The sequence below is a fragment of the Streptomyces sp. NPDC001351 genome (genome assembly GCF_042896045.1).
Classification (GTDB): Bacteria; Actinomycetota; Actinomycetes; order Streptomycetales; family Streptomycetaceae; genus Streptomyces.
On sequence record NZ_JBIAWS010000001.1, the window covers coordinates 72,319 to 93,614 of the forward strand.

At 69.1% G+C, this 21,296-nt stretch carries 16 protein-coding genes and 1 pseudogene; 15 read left to right on the forward strand and 2 right to left on the reverse strand.

All coding sequences use genetic code 11. The features are described 5' to 3' along the window. Positions 1 to 2 precede the first annotated feature (2 nt). The 6 genes from mreD (at position 3) to ACFY1U_RS00355 (ending at position 8,686) form a co-directional block, all read left to right on the forward strand. Complete coding sequence (mreD, locus tag ACFY1U_RS00330) at positions 3 to 683, forward strand: rod shape-determining protein MreD (protein ID WP_390691909.1); 681 nt, start codon at positions 3 to 5, stop codon at positions 681 to 683. An 83-nt stretch (positions 684 to 766) separates the two neighbouring features. Beyond that, positions 767 to 3,016, forward strand: coding sequence for a penicillin-binding protein 2 (gene mrdA / locus ACFY1U_RS00335; RefSeq protein ID WP_390691910.1), 2,250 nt, complete (start codon positions 767 to 769; stop codon positions 3,014 to 3,016). Beyond that, complete coding sequence (rodA, locus tag ACFY1U_RS00340) at positions 3,013 to 4,212, forward strand: rod shape-determining protein RodA (RefSeq protein ID WP_390691911.1); 1,200 nt, start codon at positions 3,013 to 3,015, stop codon at positions 4,210 to 4,212. The genes mrdA and rodA overlap by 4 nt, the downstream gene beginning before the upstream one ends. A 63-nt stretch (positions 4,213 to 4,275) precedes the next feature. Then, a complete protein-coding gene (locus tag ACFY1U_RS00345; RefSeq protein ID WP_390691912.1) occupies positions 4,276 to 5,790 on the forward strand; it encodes a CHAD domain-containing protein in 1,515 nt (504 codons plus the stop codon). Positions 5,791 to 5,900: 110 nt separating this feature from the next. After that, on the forward strand, positions 5,901 to 7,880 hold the full coding sequence (locus tag ACFY1U_RS00350) for a TIGR03960 family B12-binding radical SAM protein (RefSeq protein WP_390691913.1): 1,980 nt from the start codon (positions 5,901 to 5,903) through the stop codon (positions 7,878 to 7,880). Positions 7,881 to 8,152: 272 nt separating this feature from the next. Next, positions 8,153 to 8,686 (forward strand): CbrC family protein, encoded by a 534-nt coding sequence (locus tag ACFY1U_RS00355; protein ID WP_390691914.1) that lies wholly within the window; start codon positions 8,153 to 8,155, stop codon positions 8,684 to 8,686. A 268-nt stretch (positions 8,687 to 8,954) separates the two neighbouring features. On the opposite strand, the pseudogene ACFY1U_RS00360 reads toward ACFY1U_RS00355, so the two are convergent. After that, positions 8,955 to 9,278 (reverse strand): annotated as a pseudogene (locus ACFY1U_RS00360) (serine/threonine-protein phosphatase); the annotation flags it as partial. Between the two features lie 649 nt (positions 9,279 to 9,927). Between ACFY1U_RS00360 and ACFY1U_RS00365 the strand changes: the two are divergent. From ACFY1U_RS00365 to ACFY1U_RS00395, 7 genes are all read left to right on the forward strand, one after another. Further along, positions 9,928 to 12,480, forward strand: a complete 2,553-nt coding sequence (locus ACFY1U_RS00365) for an amino acid permease (protein WP_390691915.1) — start codon at positions 9,928 to 9,930, stop codon at positions 12,478 to 12,480. Positions 12,481 to 13,135: 655 nt separating this feature from the next. Further along, complete coding sequence (locus ACFY1U_RS00370; protein ID WP_390691916.1) at positions 13,136 to 13,660, forward strand: hypothetical protein; 525 nt, start codon at positions 13,136 to 13,138, stop codon at positions 13,658 to 13,660. Positions 13,661 to 13,703: 43 nt separating this feature from the next. Next, positions 13,704 to 14,858 carry a DUF4331 family protein gene (locus tag ACFY1U_RS00375; RefSeq protein ID WP_390691917.1) on the forward strand — a complete coding sequence of 385 codons (1,155 nt, stop codon included), beginning with the start codon at positions 13,704 to 13,706 and terminating at the stop codon, positions 14,856 to 14,858. An 82-nt stretch (positions 14,859 to 14,940) separates the two neighbouring features. Further along, positions 14,941 to 15,939, forward strand: coding sequence for a hypothetical protein (locus ACFY1U_RS00380; RefSeq protein ID WP_390691918.1), 999 nt, complete (start codon positions 14,941 to 14,943; stop codon positions 15,937 to 15,939). 38 nt (positions 15,940 to 15,977) lie between these two features. Then, positions 15,978 to 17,312 (forward strand): Dyp-type peroxidase, encoded by a 1,335-nt coding sequence (locus ACFY1U_RS00385; RefSeq protein ID WP_390691919.1) that lies wholly within the window; start codon positions 15,978 to 15,980, stop codon positions 17,310 to 17,312. 135 nt (positions 17,313 to 17,447) lie between these two features. Further along, positions 17,448 to 17,804: a carboxymuconolactone decarboxylase gene (locus ACFY1U_RS00390; protein WP_390691920.1), complete on the forward strand. Its 357-nt coding sequence runs from the start codon at positions 17,448 to 17,450 to the stop codon at positions 17,802 to 17,804. 36 nt (positions 17,805 to 17,840) lie between these two features. Next, positions 17,841 to 18,614, forward strand: a complete 774-nt coding sequence (locus ACFY1U_RS00395) for a glycosyltransferase family 2 protein (RefSeq protein ID WP_390691921.1) — start codon at positions 17,841 to 17,843, stop codon at positions 18,612 to 18,614. Here the strand turns inward: ACFY1U_RS00395 and ACFY1U_RS00400 are convergent. Beyond that, positions 18,587 to 19,282: a DUF899 domain-containing protein gene (locus tag ACFY1U_RS00400; protein ID WP_390691922.1), complete on the reverse strand. Its 696-nt coding sequence runs from the start codon at positions 19,280 to 19,282 to the stop codon at positions 18,587 to 18,589. The two genes, ACFY1U_RS00395 and ACFY1U_RS00400, sit on opposite strands and share 28 nt — an antisense overlap. 121 nt (positions 19,283 to 19,403) lie before the next feature. On the opposite strand from ACFY1U_RS00400, the gene ACFY1U_RS00405 reads away from it, so the two are divergent. Next, complete coding sequence (locus ACFY1U_RS00405; RefSeq protein WP_390691923.1) at positions 19,404 to 20,483, forward strand: hypothetical protein; 1,080 nt, start codon at positions 19,404 to 19,406, stop codon at positions 20,481 to 20,483. 48 nt (positions 20,484 to 20,531) lie between these two features. Next, positions 20,532 to 21,296, forward strand: coding sequence for a TIGR03936 family radical SAM-associated protein (locus ACFY1U_RS00410; RefSeq protein ID WP_390691924.1), 765 nt, complete (start codon positions 20,532 to 20,534; stop codon positions 21,294 to 21,296).

A 21,296-nucleotide genomic window follows, 5' to 3' on the forward strand; every position in this document is an offset into this window, starting at 1 on the left:
CCATGCGCGTCAACCGGATCCTGCTCTCCTCGGCCCTGGTCGTCGTAGCCCTGGTGGTCCAGGTGAGCGTCCTCGCCCGGCTCCATCTGCCGGGCGCGGTCCCCGACTTGCTGCTGCTCACCGTGCTGGGCCTGGCCCTGGTCTACGGCCATGTCGGAGGCTCCCTCGTCGGCTTCGGCGCGGGCCTGCTCGCCGACCTGGCCCCGCCCGCCGACCACGCCGCCGGCCGCTACGCCCTGGTGCTGTGCGTCATCGGCTACCTCGCCGGGCTGGCCAGACCGGAGAACGGACGGCTGAAGTCGGCCACCGGCCCCATGCTCGTCGTGGTCGCCGCCGCCATCGGCTCGACCCTGCTGTACGCCGGTGTCGGCGCCCTCGTCGGCGACACCGCCGCCCGCCATGTCGGCCTCGTCGGCCTGATGTTCTCGGCGGCCCTGTACGACCTGCTGCTCGCCCCCTTCGTGGTGCCCGGGATCATGGCCCTGGCCCGGCGCGCGGACAACGACCCGCTCGCCGAGGCGAGCTCCCCGTCGAAGAAGGCCACCGACATCACCTCCGGCTGGATCTCCGCCGGCACGGGCCTCAAGCTCGGCGGCCAGCGCGGCGGCCTCGGCGCCCTGAAGACCAGGGCCCGCACCCGCACCGCCCGCGTGGGCCGCATCAAGGGGGTCAAGCGGCTGTGAGCAGGCGGAAGTTGGCGGCGGACGCCCTTCACAGCTCCGTCGTATATGACACGTACACACACTGAGAGGGGGAGGCAGCCGCAGTGACCAACATTCCCGAGACCGGACGGACCCCACGGGTCCAGATCCGGCTCGTCGTCATCCAGATCCTGGTCCTCTCCCTGCTCGGTACCCTCGGCGGCCGGCTGTGGTACCTGCAGATCCGCGAGGGCGCCCAGTACCAGAAGGAGGCGTCCGGCAACCACGTCCAGCAGGTCGTCGATCCCGCCGTACGCGGCTCGATCCTGGACGCCCGCGGTGTGGCGCTCGCCGACAACGAGACCCGCCTCGTGGTCTCCGCCTCCCGCACCGACCTGCTGAAGATGAAGGACGACGGCAAGGCGGTCCTCACCAAGCTGGCCGGAGTGCTGGGCATGAAGCCCAAGGAGGTCATGCAGCGGGTGAGGCTGTGCGACGCGAAGACGCCCCAGCCGTGCTGGAACGGCTCGCCCTTCCAGCCGATCCCCATCACCGACGAGGCCACGCCCCGCCAGGCCATGCAGATCCGCGAGCGCTCCGAGGACTTCCCCGGCATCACCGCCGAGCCCGAGGCGCTGCGCCGCTACCCCGGCCCCGCCAAGTCCAACACCGCGCAGGTCCTCGGCTATCTCTCGCCCGTCACCGACGAGGAGATCCAGAAGGCCAAGGACACCAACTCGCCGTATCTGCGCTCCGACCAGGTCGGCCGCTCCGGACTGGAACGCCAGTACGACAAGGAACTGCGCGGCAAGGCCGGCGTCACCCGCTACGAGGTCGACAACCTCGGCCGGGTCATCGGCAAGGCCAAGTCCGATCCCGCGCAGGCCGGTTCGAGCCTTGTCACCAGCATCGACTCCCGCGTCCAGCGGGTCGCCGAGTACGAGCTGGACAACGCCATGAAGATCGCCCGCACCCAGTACGACAAGGTCACGGGCGAGAAGTACAAGGCCGACTCGGGTGCCGTCGTCGTGATGGAGGCCAAGACCGGCCGTATCGTCGCCATGGCGTCCGCGCCGACGTACGACCCGAACGTCTGGGTCGGCGGCATCTCCGCCAAGGACTACAAGCAGCTCACCGGCAAGGACTCCGACTACCCGCTGCTCAATCGGGCCATACAGGGTCAGTCCGCGCCGGGTTCGACCTTCAAGGTGGTCTCCACGGCCGCCGCGGTCCAGGCCGGCTACGCCTGGGACGGCGGCTACCCCTGCACCAGCTCGTACTCGGTGGGCGGCCAGGTCTTCAAGAACTTCGAGGGCGAGAGCTTCGGCCCCATCTCGCTGGGCCGCGCCCTGGAGGTCTCCTGCGACACCGTCTTCTACGGCCTCGCCGACCGCGAGTGGAAGAAGGACGGCGGGATCAACCCGAAGAAGGGCCAGCCCAAGGACTACTTCTACAAGACGGCCCACCAGTTCGGCCTCGGCCAGCAGACGGGCATCGACCTCCCGAACGAGGTCACCGGCCGCGTCCCCGACCGCCAGTGGAAGCAGGACTACTGGAAGGCCAACAAGGACGCCTGGTGCAAGAGCGGCAAGAAGGGCGGCACCTACGTCCAGCGGATCGAGTACGAGGGCTGCCTCGAGGGCTACAAGATGCGCGAGGGCGACTCGATCAACTACTCCATCGGTCAGGGTGACACCCTCCTCACCCCGATCCAGGAGGCCATGATCTACGGGGCCATCGCCAACGGCGGCACCGAGCACGTCCCGACCATCGGCAAGGCGATCATCAGCGCCGACGGCAGGACGGTCAAGGAGATCAAGCCCAGGGTCCTGCGCAAGCTCCCGATCAGCGAGGCCACGCACAAGGGCATCGACAAGGCCCTCGCCGGCGTCATCACCGCCGGTACCGCCGCCTGGAAGTTCAAGGGCTGGCCGCAGGACAAGATCACACTGCACGCCAAGACCGGTACCGCGGAGGTCTACGGCAAGCAGACCACCTCGTGGCTCGCCACCTACTCCAAGGACTACTCGGTCGTCATGACGATCGCCCAGGCCGGTACGGGTTCCGGCGCCTCCGGTGAGGCCGTCCGCAGCATCTACAGCGCCCTCTACGGCGTCCAGCCCGACGGCTCGATCGACAACAAGAAGGCACTGCTGCCCAGCCCGCAGAAGGGCCTGCCCAAGGTCAAGACGGACGGCACCATCGCCGCGCCGAAGGTCCCCAAGGACCCGGCCAAGGAACTCCACGCCAACGACAACGCCAGCCCCTCCCCGGGCGCCAGTCAGCCCGCGGCGACCACGCCCTCGCCCACGTCCACCAGCCGGACCACCCGCAGGCGGCCGCGCAGGCGGGGAAGCCGGAGGATGCTCACATGACCGGTGCAGGCAGCTTCTCCGTCCCCGGGTACGGCCCCCGGCGCGCGGGCTGGACCCGGATCTTCGCCCGTGACTCGGTGTCCCGCCGGCTGGACTGGCCGATGCTGCTGGCGGCCCTCGCGCTCTCGGCGATCGGTTCGGTGCTCGTCTTCTCGGCGACCCGCAACCGCACCGAGATCAACCAGGGCGACCCGTACTACTTCCTCATCCGGCACATCATGAACACCGGCATCGGGTTCGCCCTGATGGCCGGCACGATCTGGCTCGGCCACCGCACCCTGCGCACCGCCGTCCCGATCCTGTACGGCGCCTCGGTGTTCCTGATCCTGCTGGTGCTCACCCCGCTCGGCGCCACGATCAACGGCAGCCGCAACTGGATCGTCTTCGGCGGCGGCTTCTCCCTGCAGCCCGCCGAGTTCGTGAAGATCACGATCATCCTCGGGATGGCGATGCTGCTGGCGGCGCGGGTCGACGCGGGCGACAAGAAGTACCCCGACCACCGCACGGTCCTGCAGGCGCTGGGCCTGGCCACCGTACCGATCCTGATCGTGCTGCTCATGCCCGACCTCGGTACGGTCCTGGTCCTGGTGACGATCATCCTGGGCGTGCTGCTCGCCTCGGGCGCCTCCAACCGCTGGGTCTTCGGCCTGATCACGGCCGGCGTCATCGGCTGCATCGCCATCTGGCAGCTGCACATCCTGGACGAGTACCAGATCAACCGCTTCGCGGCCTTCGCCAACCCCAGCCTCGACCCGGCGGGCGTCGGCTACAACACCAACCAGGCGCGCATCGCGATCGGTTCGGGCGGTCTGACCGGCGCGGGCCTCTTCCACGGCTCGCAGACCACCGGCCAGTTCGTGCCCGAGCAGCAGACGGACTTCGTCTTCACAGTCGCGGGGGAGGAGCTGGGCTTCGTCGGCGCGGGGCTGATCATCTTCCTCCTCGGCGTGGTGCTGTGGCGCGCCTGCCGGATCGCCCGCGACTCGACCGAGCTGTACGGCACGATCGTCGCCGCGGGGATCGTCGCCTGGTTCGCCTTCCAGACCTTCGAGAACATCGGCATGACCCTCGGCATCATGCCGGTCACCGGCCTGCCGCTGCCCTTTGTGTCGTACGGCGGCTCGTCGATGTTCGCGGTGTGGATGGCGGTGGGACTGCTGCAGTCGATCAGGGTGCAGCGGCCCATGTCGGCGTAGGCCTCGGGCTACTGAGAGGTGCGGACACTGTCGTCACGGCCCGGCAGCAACTAGATTCGGTTCATGGCGGACACAAAGCGGGAGATCGAGCGGAAGTACGAGTCCGACGACAGTGGCCTGCCCGACCTGACCGGCGTCGCCGGTGTCGACGCGGTCGTCGACAAGGGGGTCGCGCACCTGGACGCCACCTACTACGACACCTCCGACGAACGCCTCGCCGCGTCCGCGATCACCCTGCGCCGCCGCACCGGCGGCTCCGACGCGGGCTGGCACCTGAAGTTCCCGGTCGCCCCCGGTGTCCGCGACGAGATCCAGGCCCCGCTCTCCGACACCGTCCCGCGCAGCCTCGCCGGCCTGGTCCGCTCCCGGGTCCGTGACGCCGAACTGCTGCCCGTGGTCCGGCTGCGCTCCGACCGTGACCTGCGCGACCTCGTCGACGCAGGGGGCCGGGTGCTCGCCGAGGTCAGCGTCGATGCCGTACGCGCCGAACGGCTCACCGGCGACGGCGGCTCGGCCCAGTGGACCGAGATGGAGGTGGAGCTCGCCGACGGCGGCGACCCCGCCTTCCTGGACAAGGTCGACAAGCGGCTGCGCAAGGCGGGCGTACGACCCTCCGCATCCGCCTCCAAACTGGCCCGGGCCCTCGCGGAGACCGCTCCGAAGAAGAAGCGCGCGAAGAACGGGAAGAAGCGGCAGGCCAAGCAGCCGGTGACGGCCGGGGACCACGTCCTCGCCTACCTCCGCGAGCAGCGCGACGCCATCGTCGAACTCGACCCGGCCGTACGGCAGGACGTGTTCGACTCCGTGCACCGCATGCGCGTCGCGACCCGCCGGATGCGCAGCGCCTTCCGCTCGTACGGCAAGGTCCTGGACCGCGGCGTCACCGACCCCATCGGCGGGGAACTGAAGTGGCTGGCCGGCGAACTCGGCGTGGACCGGGACCGTGAGGTGCTGACCGAGCGCCTGACGGCGGCTCTGGACGAACTGCCCAGGACGCTGCTCTCCGGCCCCATCCGCACCCGGCTGCGCACCTGGATGAACGCCCGCCGCGGCGGATCGCGCCGCCGCCTGACCGGCGTCCTGGACTCCCAGCGCTATCTCGAGCTGCTCGACGGCCTGGACGCGCTGGTCGCCGACCCGCCGCTGCTGGAGGCGGCCGCCGGAAAGCCGGAGAAGGTGATCGCCAAGGCCGTACGGAAGGACTTCGGAAAGCTGTCCGAGCTGGTCGAGCAGGCCATCGCCCTGGAACCCGGCCACGAACGCGACCTCGCCCTGCACGAGGCCCGCAAGAAGGCCAAGCGGACGCGGTACGCGGCGGAGGCGGCCGCAACACCTCTCGGCAGCCCGGCCACCGCGCTGATCAAGTCGATGAAGTCCCTCCAGACCCTGCTGGGCGACCACCAGGACAGCTTCATGACCCGCCAGACCCTGCGCGAGCTGTCCGCCGTGGCCCATGCGGCGGGGGAGAGCTCGTTCACGTACGGAGTGCTCTACGGCCGCGAGGAGGCGCGCGCCACGGCAGTGGAGGTACAGCTGCCGGGGGCGTGGCAGGAGGTCAAGGACGGCATGCAGGTCTGAGCGGTGGGGCGGGCCGAGCGGTCGGGGCGGGTGCGCGGCCGCGTTAGGCTAGATGGTCACCCCTGTCAGTTCAGGTCGTCCCATCAGCCCATCCCACGAAGGTTCGCGAGATGTCTGCCGAAGTCGCTGCGGCCGCCGAGTCTGTGTTCCCGCAGCTCGAAGCTCTGCTCCCGCATGTGCAGAAGCCGATCCAGTACGTCGGCGGAGAGCTCAATTCCACGGTCAAGCCGTGGGAGTCCTGTGACGTCCGCTGGGCGCTCATGTACCCGGACGCCTACGAGGTCGGCCTGCCCAACCAGGGCGTCATGATCCTCTACGAGGTCCTGAACGAGCAGGAGGGCGTCCTCGCCGAGCGCACCTACAGCGTGTGGCCGGACCTGGAGGCGCTGATGCGGGAGCACGCCGTCCCGCAGTTCACGGTGGACAGCCACCGGCCGGTGAAGGCCTTCGACGTGTTCGGGCTCAGCTTCTCCACGGAGCTGGGCTACACCAACATGCTGACGGCCCTCGACCTGGCCGGGATCCCCCTGGAGTCCAAGGACCGGGGGCTGGACGACCCGATCGTGCTGGCCGGCGGCCACGCGGCCTTCAACCCCGAGCCGATCGCGGACTTCATCGACGCGGCGATCATCGGCGACGGCGAGCAGGCCGTGCTGGACATGACGAAGATCATCCGTGACTGGAAGGCGGAGGGCCGCCCCGGCGGCCGCGAGGAGGTCCTGTTCCGCCTCGCGAAGACGGGCTCGGTCTACATCCCCGCGTTCTACGACGTGGAGTACCTCCCCGACGGCCGTATCGCCCGTGTCGTACCGAACAAGTCGGGCGTCCCGTGGCGCGTCTCCAAGCACACGGTCATGGACCTCGACGAGTGGCCCTACCCCAAGCAGCCCCTGGTCCCGCTCGCCGAGACGGTCCACGAGCGCATGTCGGTGGAGATCTTCCGCGGCTGCACGCGCGGCTGCCGCTTCTGCCAGGCCGGCATGATCACGCGCCCGGTCCGCGAGCGTTCCATCACGGGCATCGGCGACATGGTGGAGAAGGGCCTGAAGGCGACCGGCTTCGAGGAGGTCGGCCTGCTCTCCCTGTCCTCCGCGGACCACAGCGAGATCGGCGACATCGCCAAGGGCCTCGCGGACCGGTACGAGGAGGACAAGATCGGCCTGTCGCTCCCGTCGACCCGGGTGGACGCCTTCAACGTCGACCTGGCGAACGAGCTGACGCGCAACGGCCGCCGTTCCGGCCTCACCTTCGCCCCCGAGGGCGGCTCGGAGCGCATGCGCAAGGTCATCAACAAGATGGTCTCGGAAGAGGACCTGATCAGGACGGTCGCCACCGCCTACGGCAACGGCTGGCGCCAGGTGAAGCTGTACTTCATGTGCGGCCTGCCGACCGAGACGGACGAGGACGTCCTGCAGATCGCCGACATGGCGACGAAGGTGATCGCGAAGGGCCGGGAGGTCTCCGGCTCCAACGACATCCGCTGCACGGTCTCGATCGGCGGCTTCGTCCCCAAGCCCCACACCCCCTTCCAGTGGGCCCCGCAGCTCTCGGCGGAGGAGACCGACGCCCGCCTCGAAAAGCTCCGGGACAAGATCCGCGGCGACAAGAAGTACGGCCGCTCGATCGGCTTCCGCTACCACGACGGCAAGCCCGGCATCGTGGAAGGCCTCCTCTCCCGCGGCGACCGCCGTATCGGCCCCGTCATCCGCGCCGTCTACGAGGACGGCGGCCGCTTCGACGGCTGGCGCGAACACTTCTCCTACGACCGCTGGATGAGCTGCGCCGACAAGGTGCTGCCCGCCTTCGGCGTGGACGTCGACTGGTACACGACCCGCGAGAAGACGTACGAGGAGGTCCTCCCCTGGGACCACCTGGACTCGGGCCTCGACAAGGACTGGCTCTGGGAGGACTGGCAGGACGCCCTCGACGAGACGGAGGTCGAGGACTGCCGGTGGACGCCGTGCTTCGACTGCGGGGTGTGCCCGCAGATGGACACCCACATCCAGATCGGCCCGACCGGTAAGAAGCTGCTGCCTCTGACGGTCAAGAACGCGGGTCCGGCACCGGCTTCGAGCGGTCACACCCACTGACGTGAGCGAGGCGCTCGATCGGGTGGTTGAGGCGCTGGCAGGGGTGAGTGAGAACGAGGTGGCGGCTGCACTGTCCGCGGTCGGCGTGGTCGGCGTCTCACTCCCTCGTCCGTCGGTGCCGGAGGCGCCCCTTCGGACGCCTCTGCCGGCCCCCGGGGCTTCGCTGGACATCGTCTCTGAGGTGGAGTGGGTCTGAGCTTCACAGGCGGGCCCACCCACGCGCAGGCCACTGGCGTCAACACGGTCATCTTCTGGCACAGGAAGGCTCGCTGATGAGCGCTGCCCTGCCCGTTTTCCGCTATCACCCTGATCCTGTTGCGAGCGGTTCCATCCGTGAGAGCGCCGAGACCTGCGCCTGTTGCGAGCGCAGTACCGGGTGGATCTACACCGCGACCTTCTTCACGGCCCAGGACGTCGACGGGGAGTTCTGTCCCTGGTGCATCGCCGACGGCAGCGCCGCTGAACGATTCGAGGGTGAATTCGCCGACTCGTACGGGCTTGCCGGGGTCAGCGAGGAGATCCTGGAGCACGTCACCCGCCGTACCCCCGGCTTCCACGCCTGGCAGGACCCGCACTGGCTCGTCCACTGCGACGACGCGGCCGCCTTCGTCGGCGAGGTCGGACACACCGAACTCGCCGCCCACCCGGAGGCACTCGACCAGCTTCGGACCGACCTGCGGATGGGCGGTTGGCACGACGCATCACAGCTGGAGAGCTTCCTGACCCACCTCGGGCAGGGCGCAAGCGCCATGCTCTTCCGCTGCACCGTCTGCGGCACCCACCTCGCTTATGCCGACGCCTCCTAGCCAGACCCAGCCCAGACGGGCCTTTCCCTCAACGCAACTGGATCCATTGTTGGCGGCTCCGTGCCCGCAGATGGATACATGGCCACAAGTAAGTACCAGCGGGAAGAAGCTGCTGCCGCTGACGGTGAAGAAGGACGCTCGGGCCGGTGGAGACAAGCACTGATGTGAGTGAGGCGTTGGGGCGGATCGCGGAGGTACTCGGGGACGGCGGCGAGAGAAGAGGCTGCCATCCTGCGGGTGCTCGGTGCACGGAGTGAGCGGCGGACGATTGGTCACTGCCGTCCAGCAGCGGCAGGTACATCCGGACGCCGCCGTGGGCCTGCGGCACCTCGACCACGTCGCCGCGCAGGAAGGCCCGGCCGGCGGGGGAGTCGATCACCGGCTCTGGCTGGGCCACGTGCAGCCCCCTGCCCGGCAGAGGCACCAGCAACTCCTGCGCGTAGTCCTGCAGCAGGAGGGAGACGTGACGACCGCCGATCCTGGCCACCCCCTCCGCGATCAGCGGGGCGACCATCTGGGGCGGCAGCTGCCGCGCCCTGTCCAGCAGCCGCTCGCCGAAACCCTCCGACCGGTCAATGCTCTCCTCGTCCATGGCCCGGTCTGCCACCTGCCTTCCCATATCCATGCTGGTCACCGCCTCCGCACAAGGTGACCCGGGAAGCCGCCGGAGCGCTTCATTGCGCCATGCGTGGCATGTCCGCCCCACGCAGCCCGCGCTCCAAGACTCCTTGTCTGAAGAGCGTCTGCCCCAGGGGATGAGCAAGCTGCTGAAACGTAAGAGGGCTGCGGCAGGCCACCGGTGTCGGATAGTGAATGAGTGGGTTGCAGGAGGGCGCGAGGTGGAGCTGAGAGGCGACGCGGGACGTTCTCGACCGACGGCAACGCCGTAGATGTGGTGCCGGAGCTCGCGATGTCGCGGAGATCTGAACCAAACGACTGGCAAGGACAGCGGAGGCGCCCTGTGGCGATGCCTTGTGGAGCCGGGGCGTCTGTGAGTGGAGGTCGGTTCGCAGATGGATACGTTCACACAAATCGGCCCGACCGGTAAGAAGCTGCTGCCTCCGGGGCGTCACCTCTGCTGCCCGGTTGTGTGACCGACGGCTTTCCTGCTGCTCTGCGCTGTTGCGGAGGGGAGTGGCCAGGCGTTGGAATCAAGTGTGAGGCACTTTGGCGGCACCGAGTCCGTCGGCCGCCCCGCCCCCGGGACGAGGGCCGGCCGGAAAGGGCTCAAGAACAACGCCTTGGGCATGTTTTCCTCGGTGGTCATGGGCCTGGCCTCCACCGGCCCGGCGTACAGCCTGGCCGCCACGCTGGGCATCATCGTGGCCGGGGCCGGACTGCAGGCCCCGATCATCACCATGCTTGCGTTCATCCCGATGCTGCTGGTCGCGTACGCCTTCCGCGAGCTCAACGCGAGCAACGCAGACTGCGGGACCACCTTCACCTGGGCCACCCGCGCCTTCGGACCGCGCACCGGCTGGATGGGCGGCTGGGGCCTCATCGTCGCCAACATCATCGTCATGGCGAACCTTGCCGAGATCGCCGCTGCCTACAGCTTCCGGCTGGTGGGCCTGAACGAACTGGGGGCGAACCGGCTGTGGATCACCGTGGCGGGCATCGTCTGGATCGCCCTGCTGACCGCCGTCTGCTATGTCGGCATCGAATTCTCGGCGGCAGTCCAGCGCTGTCTGCTGTGCCTGGAAGTGGTGATGCTGATCGTGTTCGCCGTCGCCGCGCTGGTCAGGGTCTACAACAGCCCTCCCCCGACGGCGATCCACGTGTCCGCCTCCTGGTTCAACCCCTTCCAGGTTCCCTCGGTAACGGCTCTGACCTCGGGCATCCTCGCGGGGGTCTTCATCTACTGGGGCTGGGACACCGCATTCTCGGTCAACGAGGAGACCAAGGACAGCACGCGGGTCCCAGGGCGCGCCGCGATCATGTCCACCGTGTTGCTCCTGATCATGTACGGGCTGGTGGCCACTTCGGCGCAGGCGTTCGCGGGAGTTGGCACCTCAGGCATCGGGCTCGGCAACGCGCACAACTCGGACGATGTGTTCTCCGGACTGGGCGAGGCCGTGTTCGGGAGCCAAGACACGGGTCTGCTCCTGTCGAGACTGCTGATCCTGATGGTGTTGACCTCCGCGTTGGCCTCCGCCCAGACCACCATCCTGCCCCTGGCCAGGACCGTCTTCTCCATGGCGGTCCACAAGGCCGTCCCCGCCCGGTTCGCCCGGGTTCACCGCAGGTTCCTCACCCCGACATGGGGGACCGTCGGCATGGGAGCGGCCTCGATCGCCCTGTTCGTCCTGCTGACGTTGCTCAGCCGAAACATCCTGGCCGACTCGATCGACTCGATCGGTCTCGCGATCGCATTCCAGTACGGACTGACCGGCTTCGCCTGCGTCTGGTACCACCGCAAGGTCCTAACCCGTAGCGTCAAAGACCTGGTCACGAAAGGCGTGCTGCCGGGGCTCGGCGCGCTGATCATGCTCTTGCTGTTCGTCTACGCCGCTTTCGTCGTCTACGCGAACCCCAGTTACGGCACGACCGCCGTCAACCTGCCACTGATCGGAAGGACGGGCGGGGTCACCGTCCTGGGCCTGGGCGCCCTGCTGATCGGTCTCCTGCTGATGCCGGTGGTCACCCGAGGCCACTCCGTGGCCCTCAAACTCCAGCGGGGCCTGCTTCCGCGCCGCCTGCCGTCTCACGCCGCCGTCGACTCGGCGAGCCGCTACCTGCCCGCCGACAACGGGTCCGGGGTGGGCGGCGACTGGTATGACGTCATCCCCCTGTCGGGCACCCGGGTGGGCCTGGTCGTCGGGGACGTGCTCGGACACGGCCTGCGCGCCGCGGCCACCATGGGACGCTTGAGCACGGGCGTGCGCGTCCTGGCCCGGCTGGACCTGAGCCCGGACGAGCTCCTGACCCGTCTGGACGACCTGGTCGAGCAGACCGCGCACGAGCGCGGGGCGGGCCACGATCGGGGTCGCTTGAGGCAGCGGCCCGACGAGGCCCTGGGCGTGACCTGCCTGTACGCGGTGTACGACCCCGTCTCGGGAAAGTGCAGCCTGGCGCGGGCCGGGGAGCCGGTGCTGGCGGTCGTCGAACCGCACACGGGCGTCGTCGGCTATCCGGAGCTGCCGACCGGACCGCCGCTGGGAATCGGTGGCCCGCCCTACCAGAGCTCGGAACTGGAGCTCACGCCGGGCAGTCTCGTCGCCCTCTTCACAGGCGGCCTCCTCCAGGCGGCCGACGGCCGTGACGCCGGGCTCGCGCAGTTGTCCCACGTCCTCGCCGGCGACCGAGAGTCGCTGGAAGAGCTGTGCGACCGGGCGGTGACCACCCTGCTGCCCGGGCCGGTGGACGTGGACGCGACGCTGCTCGTGGTCCGCACACGCCTGCTCGACCGGAACCAGTTCGCCCAATGGGAACTGCCCCCGGACCCGGCGGTGGTGGCCACCATCCGCACCGCCGTCGGCAAGCAGCTCCGCGACTGGGGACTGGACGACCTGACGTTCACCAGCGAGCTCATCGTCAGCGAACTGGTCACCAACGCCATCCGCTACGTCGGCGGCCCGATCCAGGTACGCCTGATCCGCGACCGGAACCTGATCTGCGAGGTGTCGGACACCGGCCACACCACGCCCAATCTGCGGCACGCGGCGAGCGACGACGAGGGAGGCCGCGGCCTGTTCATCATCGCCCAGATGACCCACCACTGGGGCACGCGCTACACACCGACCGGCAAGACCATCTGGACCGAGCAGGGCCTGCCGCCGGCGGACGGCCGGTAGTACCTCCCGAGGTCGCAGCGGCCGACACGGGCAGGATACTGACCTTCAAAGCGTGGGTCGGGGAACCTCGGCGATCAAGAGTCCATGGCGCCTCAGACCGCGGACTCCCGAAGAGGATCGACCGGGTCGATCGCGCATCCCTCGAAAGAAGGGTTCTTCAAGTGCATCCCACCTGTTCTCCCGCCGGAAGTCCTTCTCCGCCTCGTTGACCGTTCAGGCAGCTGGTCTCCACGCCCGCGACAGGGAAGCCGTAGGAGAAGGAGCGGCTCCAAGACGAGGGCAGGTGTGGCCAAAGGAACGCTCACAGTGTGCTGTGCACCCTGCCCGCAGATGGACACGCACATCCAGATCGGCCCGACGGGCAGGAAGCTGCTGCCTCTCACGGTCAAGAACGCAGGTCCGGCACCGGCTTCGAGCGGTCACACCCACTGACGAACCCCGTTGGGTCTGAGGCCGGCTCCAGGCCTACACGCGTTGGCGTGACGTGTTGAGCCCCTTCCCTGAACGGGAGGGGGCTCGCCTGTTTGGCATTCGTGATCGTCTTGCCGATGCTCCGGGGGGGCGACAAAGCTGACTGTAGGAAGAATTCGAACAACGTCACAACGGAGAGGGAGCCCGTAGGCCGGCCGATAGAAGATCAAAGGGAGAGGGAGTCATGGCGACGCAGAGTTCCAAGATGTCGGCGACTCCGAGGGATGCGGCGCCGACCGTGGCCAGGCAGCCAGACGGTCTCGGCAAGCGGGTCGGGGAGGTGGCGGAAATCACCGTTCTCCTCGATGCCAAGCCAGGCGGGGCGGAGAGGTTCCGCCGGAACGCCGCCAAGATCCAGGACGACGCCTTTCACTACGAGAAGCTCGTCGGCACTGTCCACGACTTCCGCGTCACGTTCATCAACAATGACACGCAGGTCGTAGGCGCGGTCACCTATGACGGTGACTTCAAGCCGTACATGGCCGACATCTTCGCCAACGCCGGGCCGTGGTTCGATGAAATGTTCGATGGTGTCATCGAGGGCTACCCCGGGGCCAGCGATCCTGGCATCGTCAACTGGTTGGCGCCGAAGATCGTCGAGGCGGACATGTGGTACGCCTCCAATCCGAGCATGACGGTCGAGGACACCGCCAAGGCACAGAAGGTCTCGGAGGCGTTCAACGCGTTGCTGGACGCAGTGGCCGACTAGGGGCAGCCCTCACAGTTGCAACATCAGCGAAGGCCGCACCGTCATGTCCGACCATCTTTCCGGCACCCGCGCCGAGGTCGATCCAGCCATCGACCTCGCCGACCTCTACGCCTTTCCCAGCCTCTCCCGGACGGGCTGGCTCGTCCTCATCATGGACGTCTTCCCCAATGCCCGCCCGGGGGCCTTGTTCTCCGACGCCGCCAGCTACCGGTTCCGTGTGCGTCCCGCAGCAATTGCGGCGGATCAACCCGGTGCGCTCTTCGAAGTAGGCGCCGATGAGTACGCGTTCACCTGCACGTTCGCAGGCCCTGCGGAGCCGGACGCCGACAGGGAGATGGTGCAGCGGGGAACGTGCGTGCTCCCGGACGGGGAGGCGGTCGCATTCCAGGTGAACGACGAACAAGGCGGTGAGGGCCAGGGCGCACGCGTCTACGCCGGGCTGCGGCTGGATCCCTTCTTCATGGATGTCGGCAAGGAGGTGGAGACGCGGGCGGAGCGGCGGCTCGCCTTCGTCCGGCAGGGCACCAACACGCTGGAAGACGTCGACGTTCTGACTATCGTCGTGGAGTTCGACGTCGCCGGGCTGCTCGGGCCGACCTCGGGCACCCTCTTCGCCGTCGCGGCGGAAACCGTCACAGCCGGCCCCTACCCCATCCGCCTCGAGCGGCTCGGTCGCCCGGAAGTGAAGAACGTTCTCATGTCGGAGAACGGGGTCGACACCGCGAACAAGGTCGTTGATCTGCGCGACCTCTACAACGAAGAAGACCCGTTCCGGCTGGGGCCGCACTACCTGGGCGCCTACCGCTCGCGGCTGAACGCCAACCTGGCCTTCTTCGACGGTCTGGACGGCAAGCTCGACTGGCGGACGGAACCGGACGGGACACATCCGCTGACCGACCTTCTGCTCGCCGACTTCCTGGTCGTGGACGTGGCAAAGCCATACGCCGAGGACAGCTACTTCGAGATCGAGCGCGCCCTGTTGGAGGGGCGGTCGCACGCAACATGCGGCGGCCGCTCGCTCAACGACGACGTCATCGACACGCTGTACACGCTGATCGTCAACGCCTTCCACGGCCCGCGGGTCGGCGACGGCGTCGACCGGGCGACCGTGCCGGCCTCTCGGGAGTTTCCGTATCTGGCGCCGCCCAATCTCAACCCGCCCACACCCGTTTCCGTCCCGACGGCCGCCACGAGCTGATGAGGAGCAACTCCGCAACGGCCGGCCGTGTGAGCGGCGGGGGCGACTCGGTCTCGCCGACGGCCCGGCGACGACGGCGGGCGTGATCGCGATGGGCAACCTCGACGCACGCATCGAGGGCCTTACAGGCCAGGCGGCACGGGGAAGCCTGACCGGTGACGGGTGGGGCGAGTTGGTGGAACTGACCGCCCTGCGCGGGCACGTACGGGGCCGTATCGACGAGGCTGAGCGCGCTGCGTCGCTGGCGGATGAGTTCATCGAACGGATGCCGGGCGATCCTCGGTCCCGTGTGGCCCGCGCCAGGCTGGCCGCGCACTTTCACCGCTTCTCGGCCGCGCTGGTCGATCTCGACGCGGCGGCAGTGATGGGACTCGATCGGCGAACCTTGGACGAGGAACGGGCTGCCGTCCATCAGGCGGTCGGGCGGTACGACGAGGCGCTCGCCCTGCATCGGCACACGCTGTCAGGACGGCATGACTTCCATGCCCTGGCTGCCCTGGCTCGCTGTCATGCCGAGCGTGCAGAGGTGGTCGAGGCCGAGAGGTGGTTCCTGGCGGCGAGGCGTGGCTACTGCGGAGTCAGTCCTTTCCCGCTCGCGGTCCTTGAATTCCAGTGCGGTCAGGCATGGCTGTCTCAGGGCGACCTGACACGTGCGCGCCTCTGGCTGGAGTCAGCGATACGCCGACTACCGTCCTACGTTCCGGCGCAGGGGCACCTCGCCGATATCGATGCCGCCCAGGGCGGTGCTGCCGTGGCGACCGCAAACCTGCGTCGACTTGCGCTCGACAGTGACGATCCGCAGTACGAGGCCCAGCTCGCCGGAATCCTGGGCGAGCGGCAAGCGTGGGGAGAAGCGCAGATCTGGCGGGCCCGGGCCGCCGCTCACTACGAGGCGTTGATGGCGCACCACCCTGAGGCCTACGCCGATCATGCGGCGGAGTTCTGGCTGACGGTCGGCGGCGATCCACAGCGGGCCCTCCAGCTGTCGCTGCAGAACCTCACGCTTCGGCCGACTCCACGTGCCCGCGCGCTCGTCGATCGCGCGAGATGCCGTGTCGGACAGCGTCGACAGAGTCTGTAATTGGTACAAATCGGCCGACGCTTCACCGAGAGGGCGAGATGACGACGGCTGAAGGCCCACTACTGCAACTCGACGACATCCAAGGCATCGTGCTGCGTACCCGGCCGTCACCGTACGTCGGCACCTACATCCTGCTGCGGGTGGACGACCCCGGCGCCGGCCGTGAGCTGATGGGGCGCCTCGCCGGACTGGTCGACTCCGCCGCCGACTGGTGGCAGCCGCCACTGCCGGCGCTTCTCAACGTCGCAGTGACGTACCGGGGCCTCGAAGCGCTCCAGGTGCCGCAGGCCTCCCTGAACAGTTTCCCGGAGGAGTTCCGGCAGGGCATGGCGGCACGGGCGGAGTTCCTGGGCGACACCGGCGAGAGCGCGCCCGCGCACTGGGAGCCGCCCTTCGGCACCGGTCAGGTGCACGTCGTGCTGTCCCTGATCGCCGCGGACCAGGAGTCGCTGGCTGTCGTCCTCGAACGGGCGAGGCAGGCACGCGCGGAGCTTCCCGGTGTTCAAGTGGTGTATCGGCAGGAGCTGTACCAACTGACCTCGGGGCGCACCAGCTTCGGCTACAAGGACGGCATCAGCAATCCTGCGGTGGAAGGCGGCGGCGCGGAGCATCCGCCGGGTGGCGGTCCCACTCTCAAGGCGGGCGAGTTCGTGCTGGGTTATCCCGACCAGACGGGAAACCTGCCGGCGTTGCCGGAGCCGGAGGTGTTGGGGCGCAACGGCACGTTCGTGGTCTGGCGGAAGCTGCACGCGCGCGTCGCCGCCTTCCGGCGGTATCTGCGCGACAACGCCGGCAGCCCGGAGGAGGAGTCCCTGCTCGCCGCAAAGATCGTGGGCCGCTGGCCGAGCGGTGCCCCGTTGATCCTGGCGCCCGAGCACGACGACCCGGACCTGGGGGCGGATGAGCAGCGCAACAACGACTTCGTCTACGCGTCCGATCCGCGCGGCACGGTCTGCCCGCACGGCGCCCACGCCAGGCGCGCCAATCCGCGTGACTCGGAGATCATCGGTGACGTCGACCTCCACCGGCTGATCCGGCGGAGCACCAGCTACGGGCCGCCGCTGCCGGCCGGCACCCTGGACGACGACGGCGCCGACCGCGGCATCGTGTTCATCGCCGTCAACACACACCTCGACCGTCAGTTCGAGTTCGTGAAGTCGCAGTGGTTCAACGACGGCAACTTCACCGGCCTCGACGTGGAGAAGGACCCGCTCACGGGGAACAACGATGGCTCGGGCGTCTTCACGATCCCGCAGCACCCGGTCCGGCGCCGCCTGCACGGCGTCGAGCGCTTCGTCACCACGCGCGGCGGCGAATACTGCTTCCTGCCGAGCCTCAGCGCCCTCCGCTGGCTGGCCGATCTCGGCTCCTGAACCGGGCCGGCTCGACGCGCGCCCCCGACTCGGGGTGCCTACGATTGAGTCGGCCCGCCGGATTCGCAGGGGGGAGGGACCCCGCGCTTGCCGGGTGGCGGTTCGGCTCCCCTCGGCACCGAAAGGCGATTCACCATGGCCACTGAGTCCCACACCCCCGTACTCGACACGATTGCCGCCATGACCCTCGACTCTGTCGAGCGCTGCCACATGGAGCCGCGATCGGTCATCCTCGCCCGCATTGCCGCACTCGTGGCCATGGACGCACCGGCGATCTCCTACCTTGCGCACATCGACCCCGCGGTCAAGGCCGAGTTCACGGTCGAACAGCTGCAGGACCTGCTCGTCGCCATCGCCCCCGTGGTGGGAACAGCGCGCGTCATGTCGGCCGCAGGCCACATCACCCAGGCGTTCGGCGTCGCGCTCGCGCTGGCCGACGCCGAAGCGGAGGCCATCGCCCAGCAGGAGGCGCGGAGCCGCCGTACCTCCTGACAACCGCTGATGGTCCAGTCCGTAGGGTGAGACTTCGTGAACGTCGTCTCCCTCGTCACCCCTGTACACAGCGGCGCCGTCGGTTTCCTCCCTGACGCCTACGCCTCCCTGCTCCACCAGGAACTTCCTGACGGATGGTCATGGGAGTGGTGCGTCCAGGAGGACGGCGGCGACGTCCGCGCACAGGAGTGTCTGCCGGCCGACGATCCGCGGATCCGGATCTCGGCGTCCCGCGCCGGTGGGCCTCACGTGGCGCGGACCATGGCGTTCGCACGCTCGACCGGTGCGTATGTGAAGACGCTGGACGCCGACGACCAGCTCACCGCCGGCACCCTTGCCAGGGACCTCGCCGTGCTGGAGACGGACGACTCGGTCGGCTGGACCACGTCGCGGGTCGTCGATCTCCTCGAGGACGGCAGCACCGTCTCGTTCGAATCGAGCGACCCGCGACCGGGCCGGCTCCCCAGGGGAAGCGCGTTCGGGTTCTGGAGCGAACACCACCGGCCGCAGGTCCACCCGGCCACCCTGTGCGTGAGGCGCTCCCTGCTGGCGCTGCTGGGCGGCTGGATGGCCCTGCCCGCCTCGGGCGACACCGGGCTGCTGCTCGGTCTGGACGCCCTGGCGGACGGATGGTTCATCGGCGAGACCGGACTTGCCTACCGCAAGCACGGCGGGCAGATCACCGCCCACCCCGACCATCGCAGCGGAGTGGAGTGGGAGGCCCGTATGTCCCTGATCCGTGAGCATGCGGAGGCGATCCGGGCGTGGGCCGGCGCCAGGGCTCAGCTGGCGCCGGAGCCCGGGCCGTAGAGCGCGGCGATGTCCTTGGACGTCGCCCACCGGCTGTAGGTGGGGGACTGGGGCCAGCCCTCGGGTGAGTCCTGCCATTCCTCCTGGCGGCCGTACGGGAGGAGGTCGATCAGCGCGAAGCTGTGACCGATCTGCTCGGTGCCGCGGCCGTTGGTGTGCCAGGTGCGATGGACGGTGTCGCCGTCGCGCAGGAAGACGTTGACCGCGAACCCGCCGCCGGGCGGTGCGCCGACGTCGGTCCCGAAGGAGCTGTTGGCGGTCGAGTACCAGGTCATGCGGTTGCCGACGCGGTGCTTGTAGGCGAGTGCCTCCTCGATCGGCCCCTGCGTGACGATGACGAATCGCGCGTCGTAGTTGTCCAGGAACTCCAGGCGCGTGTACTGCGAGGTGAAGCCCGTGCAGCCCGGGCACTGCCATTCCTGGCCGGGGGACCACATGTGGTTGTAGACGATCAGTTGCCTCCTGCCCTCGAAGACGTCCGCCAGCCGGACGGGGCCGTCCTCGCCCTCGAGGGTGTAGTCGGGCAGTTCGACCATCGGCAGCCGGCGACGCTCGGCGGCGATGGCGTCGAGTTCCCGCGTCGCGGCCTTCTCCCGGGCCCGCAGGGAGGCGAGCCTGCGCTCCCACGTTGCGGCGTCGACGACGGGTGGCAGGGCTTGGTTGGTCATGGTCCCCTCACAGAGCTCGCGCGTGACTTTCGCTGGTGCAGGGGTAGACCGCGCGGGGCTGCGGAACTAATCGGTGTTCCGGCGCGGGATCCGGACGGGCGGCCCCGGCGTCTGTGCGGGTATGGATCTGCAGAAGCCGCCCACCGGACACCCCGCACAGCAGCCCGCGCGGCAGTCGCCCGAAGGGTGCCTCGTCGTGGCGATCCGTCTTCCCGTGCGGATCGTCGTGCTCGTGCTGGTGGTGCCGGTGCGGATGGTGTGGGACGCGCTCGTCGTCGCCGGACGGTTTCTGAACGACACCCTCTTCCGGCCGGTGGGGCGGGCGCTGCTGTGGGTGGCGCGGGCGGTGTTCGTGTGGCCCCTCGTGGGACTGTGGCGGTATGTCGTCGTGCCGCTCGGCAGGGCGCTGGGGTGGCTCGGGCACGTGCTCCTCGTGGTGCCGCTGAAGTGGTTCCACCGGTATGTGCTGACCCCGCTCGGACAGGCGCTGGTGTGGGTGTACGCGCGCGTGCTGACGCCAGTCGGACAGGGCGTGATGTGGGCGCTCAGGGGGATCGGGGCGGTGCTGGCCCTGCTGGGGGCCGGTATGTACGCCGCTGTCGCGTGGCTGGTGCGGTATCTCGTCGTCGTCCCCGCGGTGTGGGGGTACGCGCGTGTGCTCGCGCCGGTCGGCCGGGCGGTCGCGTGGCTCGCGGGCATGGTCGCCACCGGGGTCGGGGTCGGGCTGTACTGGGTGGGCCGGGTGCTGTTCGTGCTGCCCGCGCTCGCCCTGTGGCGGTGGGTGCTGGTGCCCGTCGGGCGGTTCCTCGCCGTCGTCGGGCGCGAGGTGGGGCAGGCGATCGGGCATGCCTGGCGGGTGGCCGGGCGGATCTCGCTCGCCGTGGGGCGGGCTCTGGCAACCCTCTTCCGGTGGATCTTCGTGGAGCCGGTGAGCTGGGTCTACCGGACCGTGCTCACGCCGGTGGGACATGTCGTACGGGATGCCGTGCTGCGGCCCGTCGCCGAGGCGGCGCGCAGCGTGGGGAGGGCCACCCGGCTGGCGCTCGCCTCCGCCCGGGAGTCCGCGCGGCAGGCGCGCGCCGAGTTCCGGCGGATGCTCTTCGGGGAGCCCGAGCCGAGGGAGGCTGTGGACCGCCGGGAACCTCCGGCCCGCGAGACACGTACTCTTGGTAGCAGTACGACCGCTCTCACGAAGGACTGAACGACACTGGGCAAGCGACAGCCCGAAGGCCCGCCGCCCGCACCCGCGGTGCAGCGCATCCGACTGCGCTACACCAAGCGCGGCCGCCTCCGGTTCACCAGCCACCGTGACTTCCAGCGCGCCTTCGAGCGTGCGCTGCGCCGCGCCGAGGTGCCCATGGCTTACTCGGCGGGGTTCACACCGCATCCGAAGGTGTCGTACGCCAATGCCGCACCCACCGGCACGGGCAGTGAGGCGGAGTATCTGGAGATCGCCCTCAGCGAGGCGCGGGATCCGGAGAAGTTGAGGATCCTGCTCGACGAGTCGCTGCCCGCCGGGCTCGACGTCGTCGACGCGGTCGAGGCCCGGACCTCCGGCCTCGCCGACCGGCTCACGGCTTCCGTGTGGGAGCTGCGGCTGGACGGCGTGGACCCGGCCGAGGCGGAGCGGGCCGCCCAGGCCTTCAACACCGCCGAGGCCGTCGAGGTCCAGCGCATGACCAAGAACGGCGTGCGGACCTTCGACGCACGCCCCGCGGTCGTACATCTTGAAACGCATAGTGATCCGGCTGATAGGCCGACCGACCAGCCCTGTGCGATACTGCGGCTGGTTGTTCGGCACGTGACGCCTGCCGTACGACCCGACGACGTCCTGTCCGGTCTCCGCGCCGTGGCCGACCTGGCGCCGCCGGTCCCCGCAGCGGTGACCAGGCTGGCGCAGGGGCTGTTCGATGAAGAGACCGGCACGGTGACCGACCCGCTCGCGCCCGACCGCGAGGCAGCGACGGCCCTACCCACGGCCGATTCCGCTGCCGCCGCGAAGGCGTCGGCGTAA

What these genes read in the sequence shown, in the direction of transcription:
- mreD (WP_390691909.1), top strand. Translation starts at nt 3, where the DNA reads ATGCGCGTCAACCGGATCCTGCTCTCCTCGGCCCTGGTCGTCGTAGCC.
- rodA (WP_390691911.1), top strand. Translation starts at nt 3,013, where the DNA reads ATGACCGGTGCAGGCAGCTTCTCCGTCCCCGGGTACGGCCCCCGGCGC.
- ACFY1U_RS00345 (WP_390691912.1), top strand. Translation starts at nt 4,276, where the DNA reads ATGGCGGACACAAAGCGGGAGATCGAGCGGAAGTACGAGTCCGACGAC.
- ACFY1U_RS00350 (WP_390691913.1), top strand. Translation starts at nt 5,901, where the DNA reads ATGTCTGCCGAAGTCGCTGCGGCCGCCGAGTCTGTGTTCCCGCAGCTC.
- ACFY1U_RS00355 (WP_390691914.1), top strand. Translation starts at nt 8,153, where the DNA reads ATGAGCGCTGCCCTGCCCGTTTTCCGCTATCACCCTGATCCTGTTGCG.
- ACFY1U_RS00370 (WP_390691916.1), top strand. Translation starts at nt 13,136, where the DNA reads ATGGCGACGCAGAGTTCCAAGATGTCGGCGACTCCGAGGGATGCGGCG.
- ACFY1U_RS00375 (WP_390691917.1), top strand. Translation starts at nt 13,704, where the DNA reads ATGTCCGACCATCTTTCCGGCACCCGCGCCGAGGTCGATCCAGCCATC.
- ACFY1U_RS00385 (WP_390691919.1), top strand. Translation starts at nt 15,978, where the DNA reads ATGACGACGGCTGAAGGCCCACTACTGCAACTCGACGACATCCAAGGC.
- ACFY1U_RS00390 (WP_390691920.1), top strand. Translation starts at nt 17,448, where the DNA reads ATGGCCACTGAGTCCCACACCCCCGTACTCGACACGATTGCCGCCATG.
- ACFY1U_RS00400 (WP_390691922.1), bottom strand. Translation starts at nt 19,282, where the DNA reads ATGACCAACCAAGCCCTGCCACCCGTCGTCGACGCCGCAACGTGGGAG.
- ACFY1U_RS00405 (WP_390691923.1), top strand. Translation starts at nt 19,404, where the DNA reads ATGGATCTGCAGAAGCCGCCCACCGGACACCCCGCACAGCAGCCCGCG.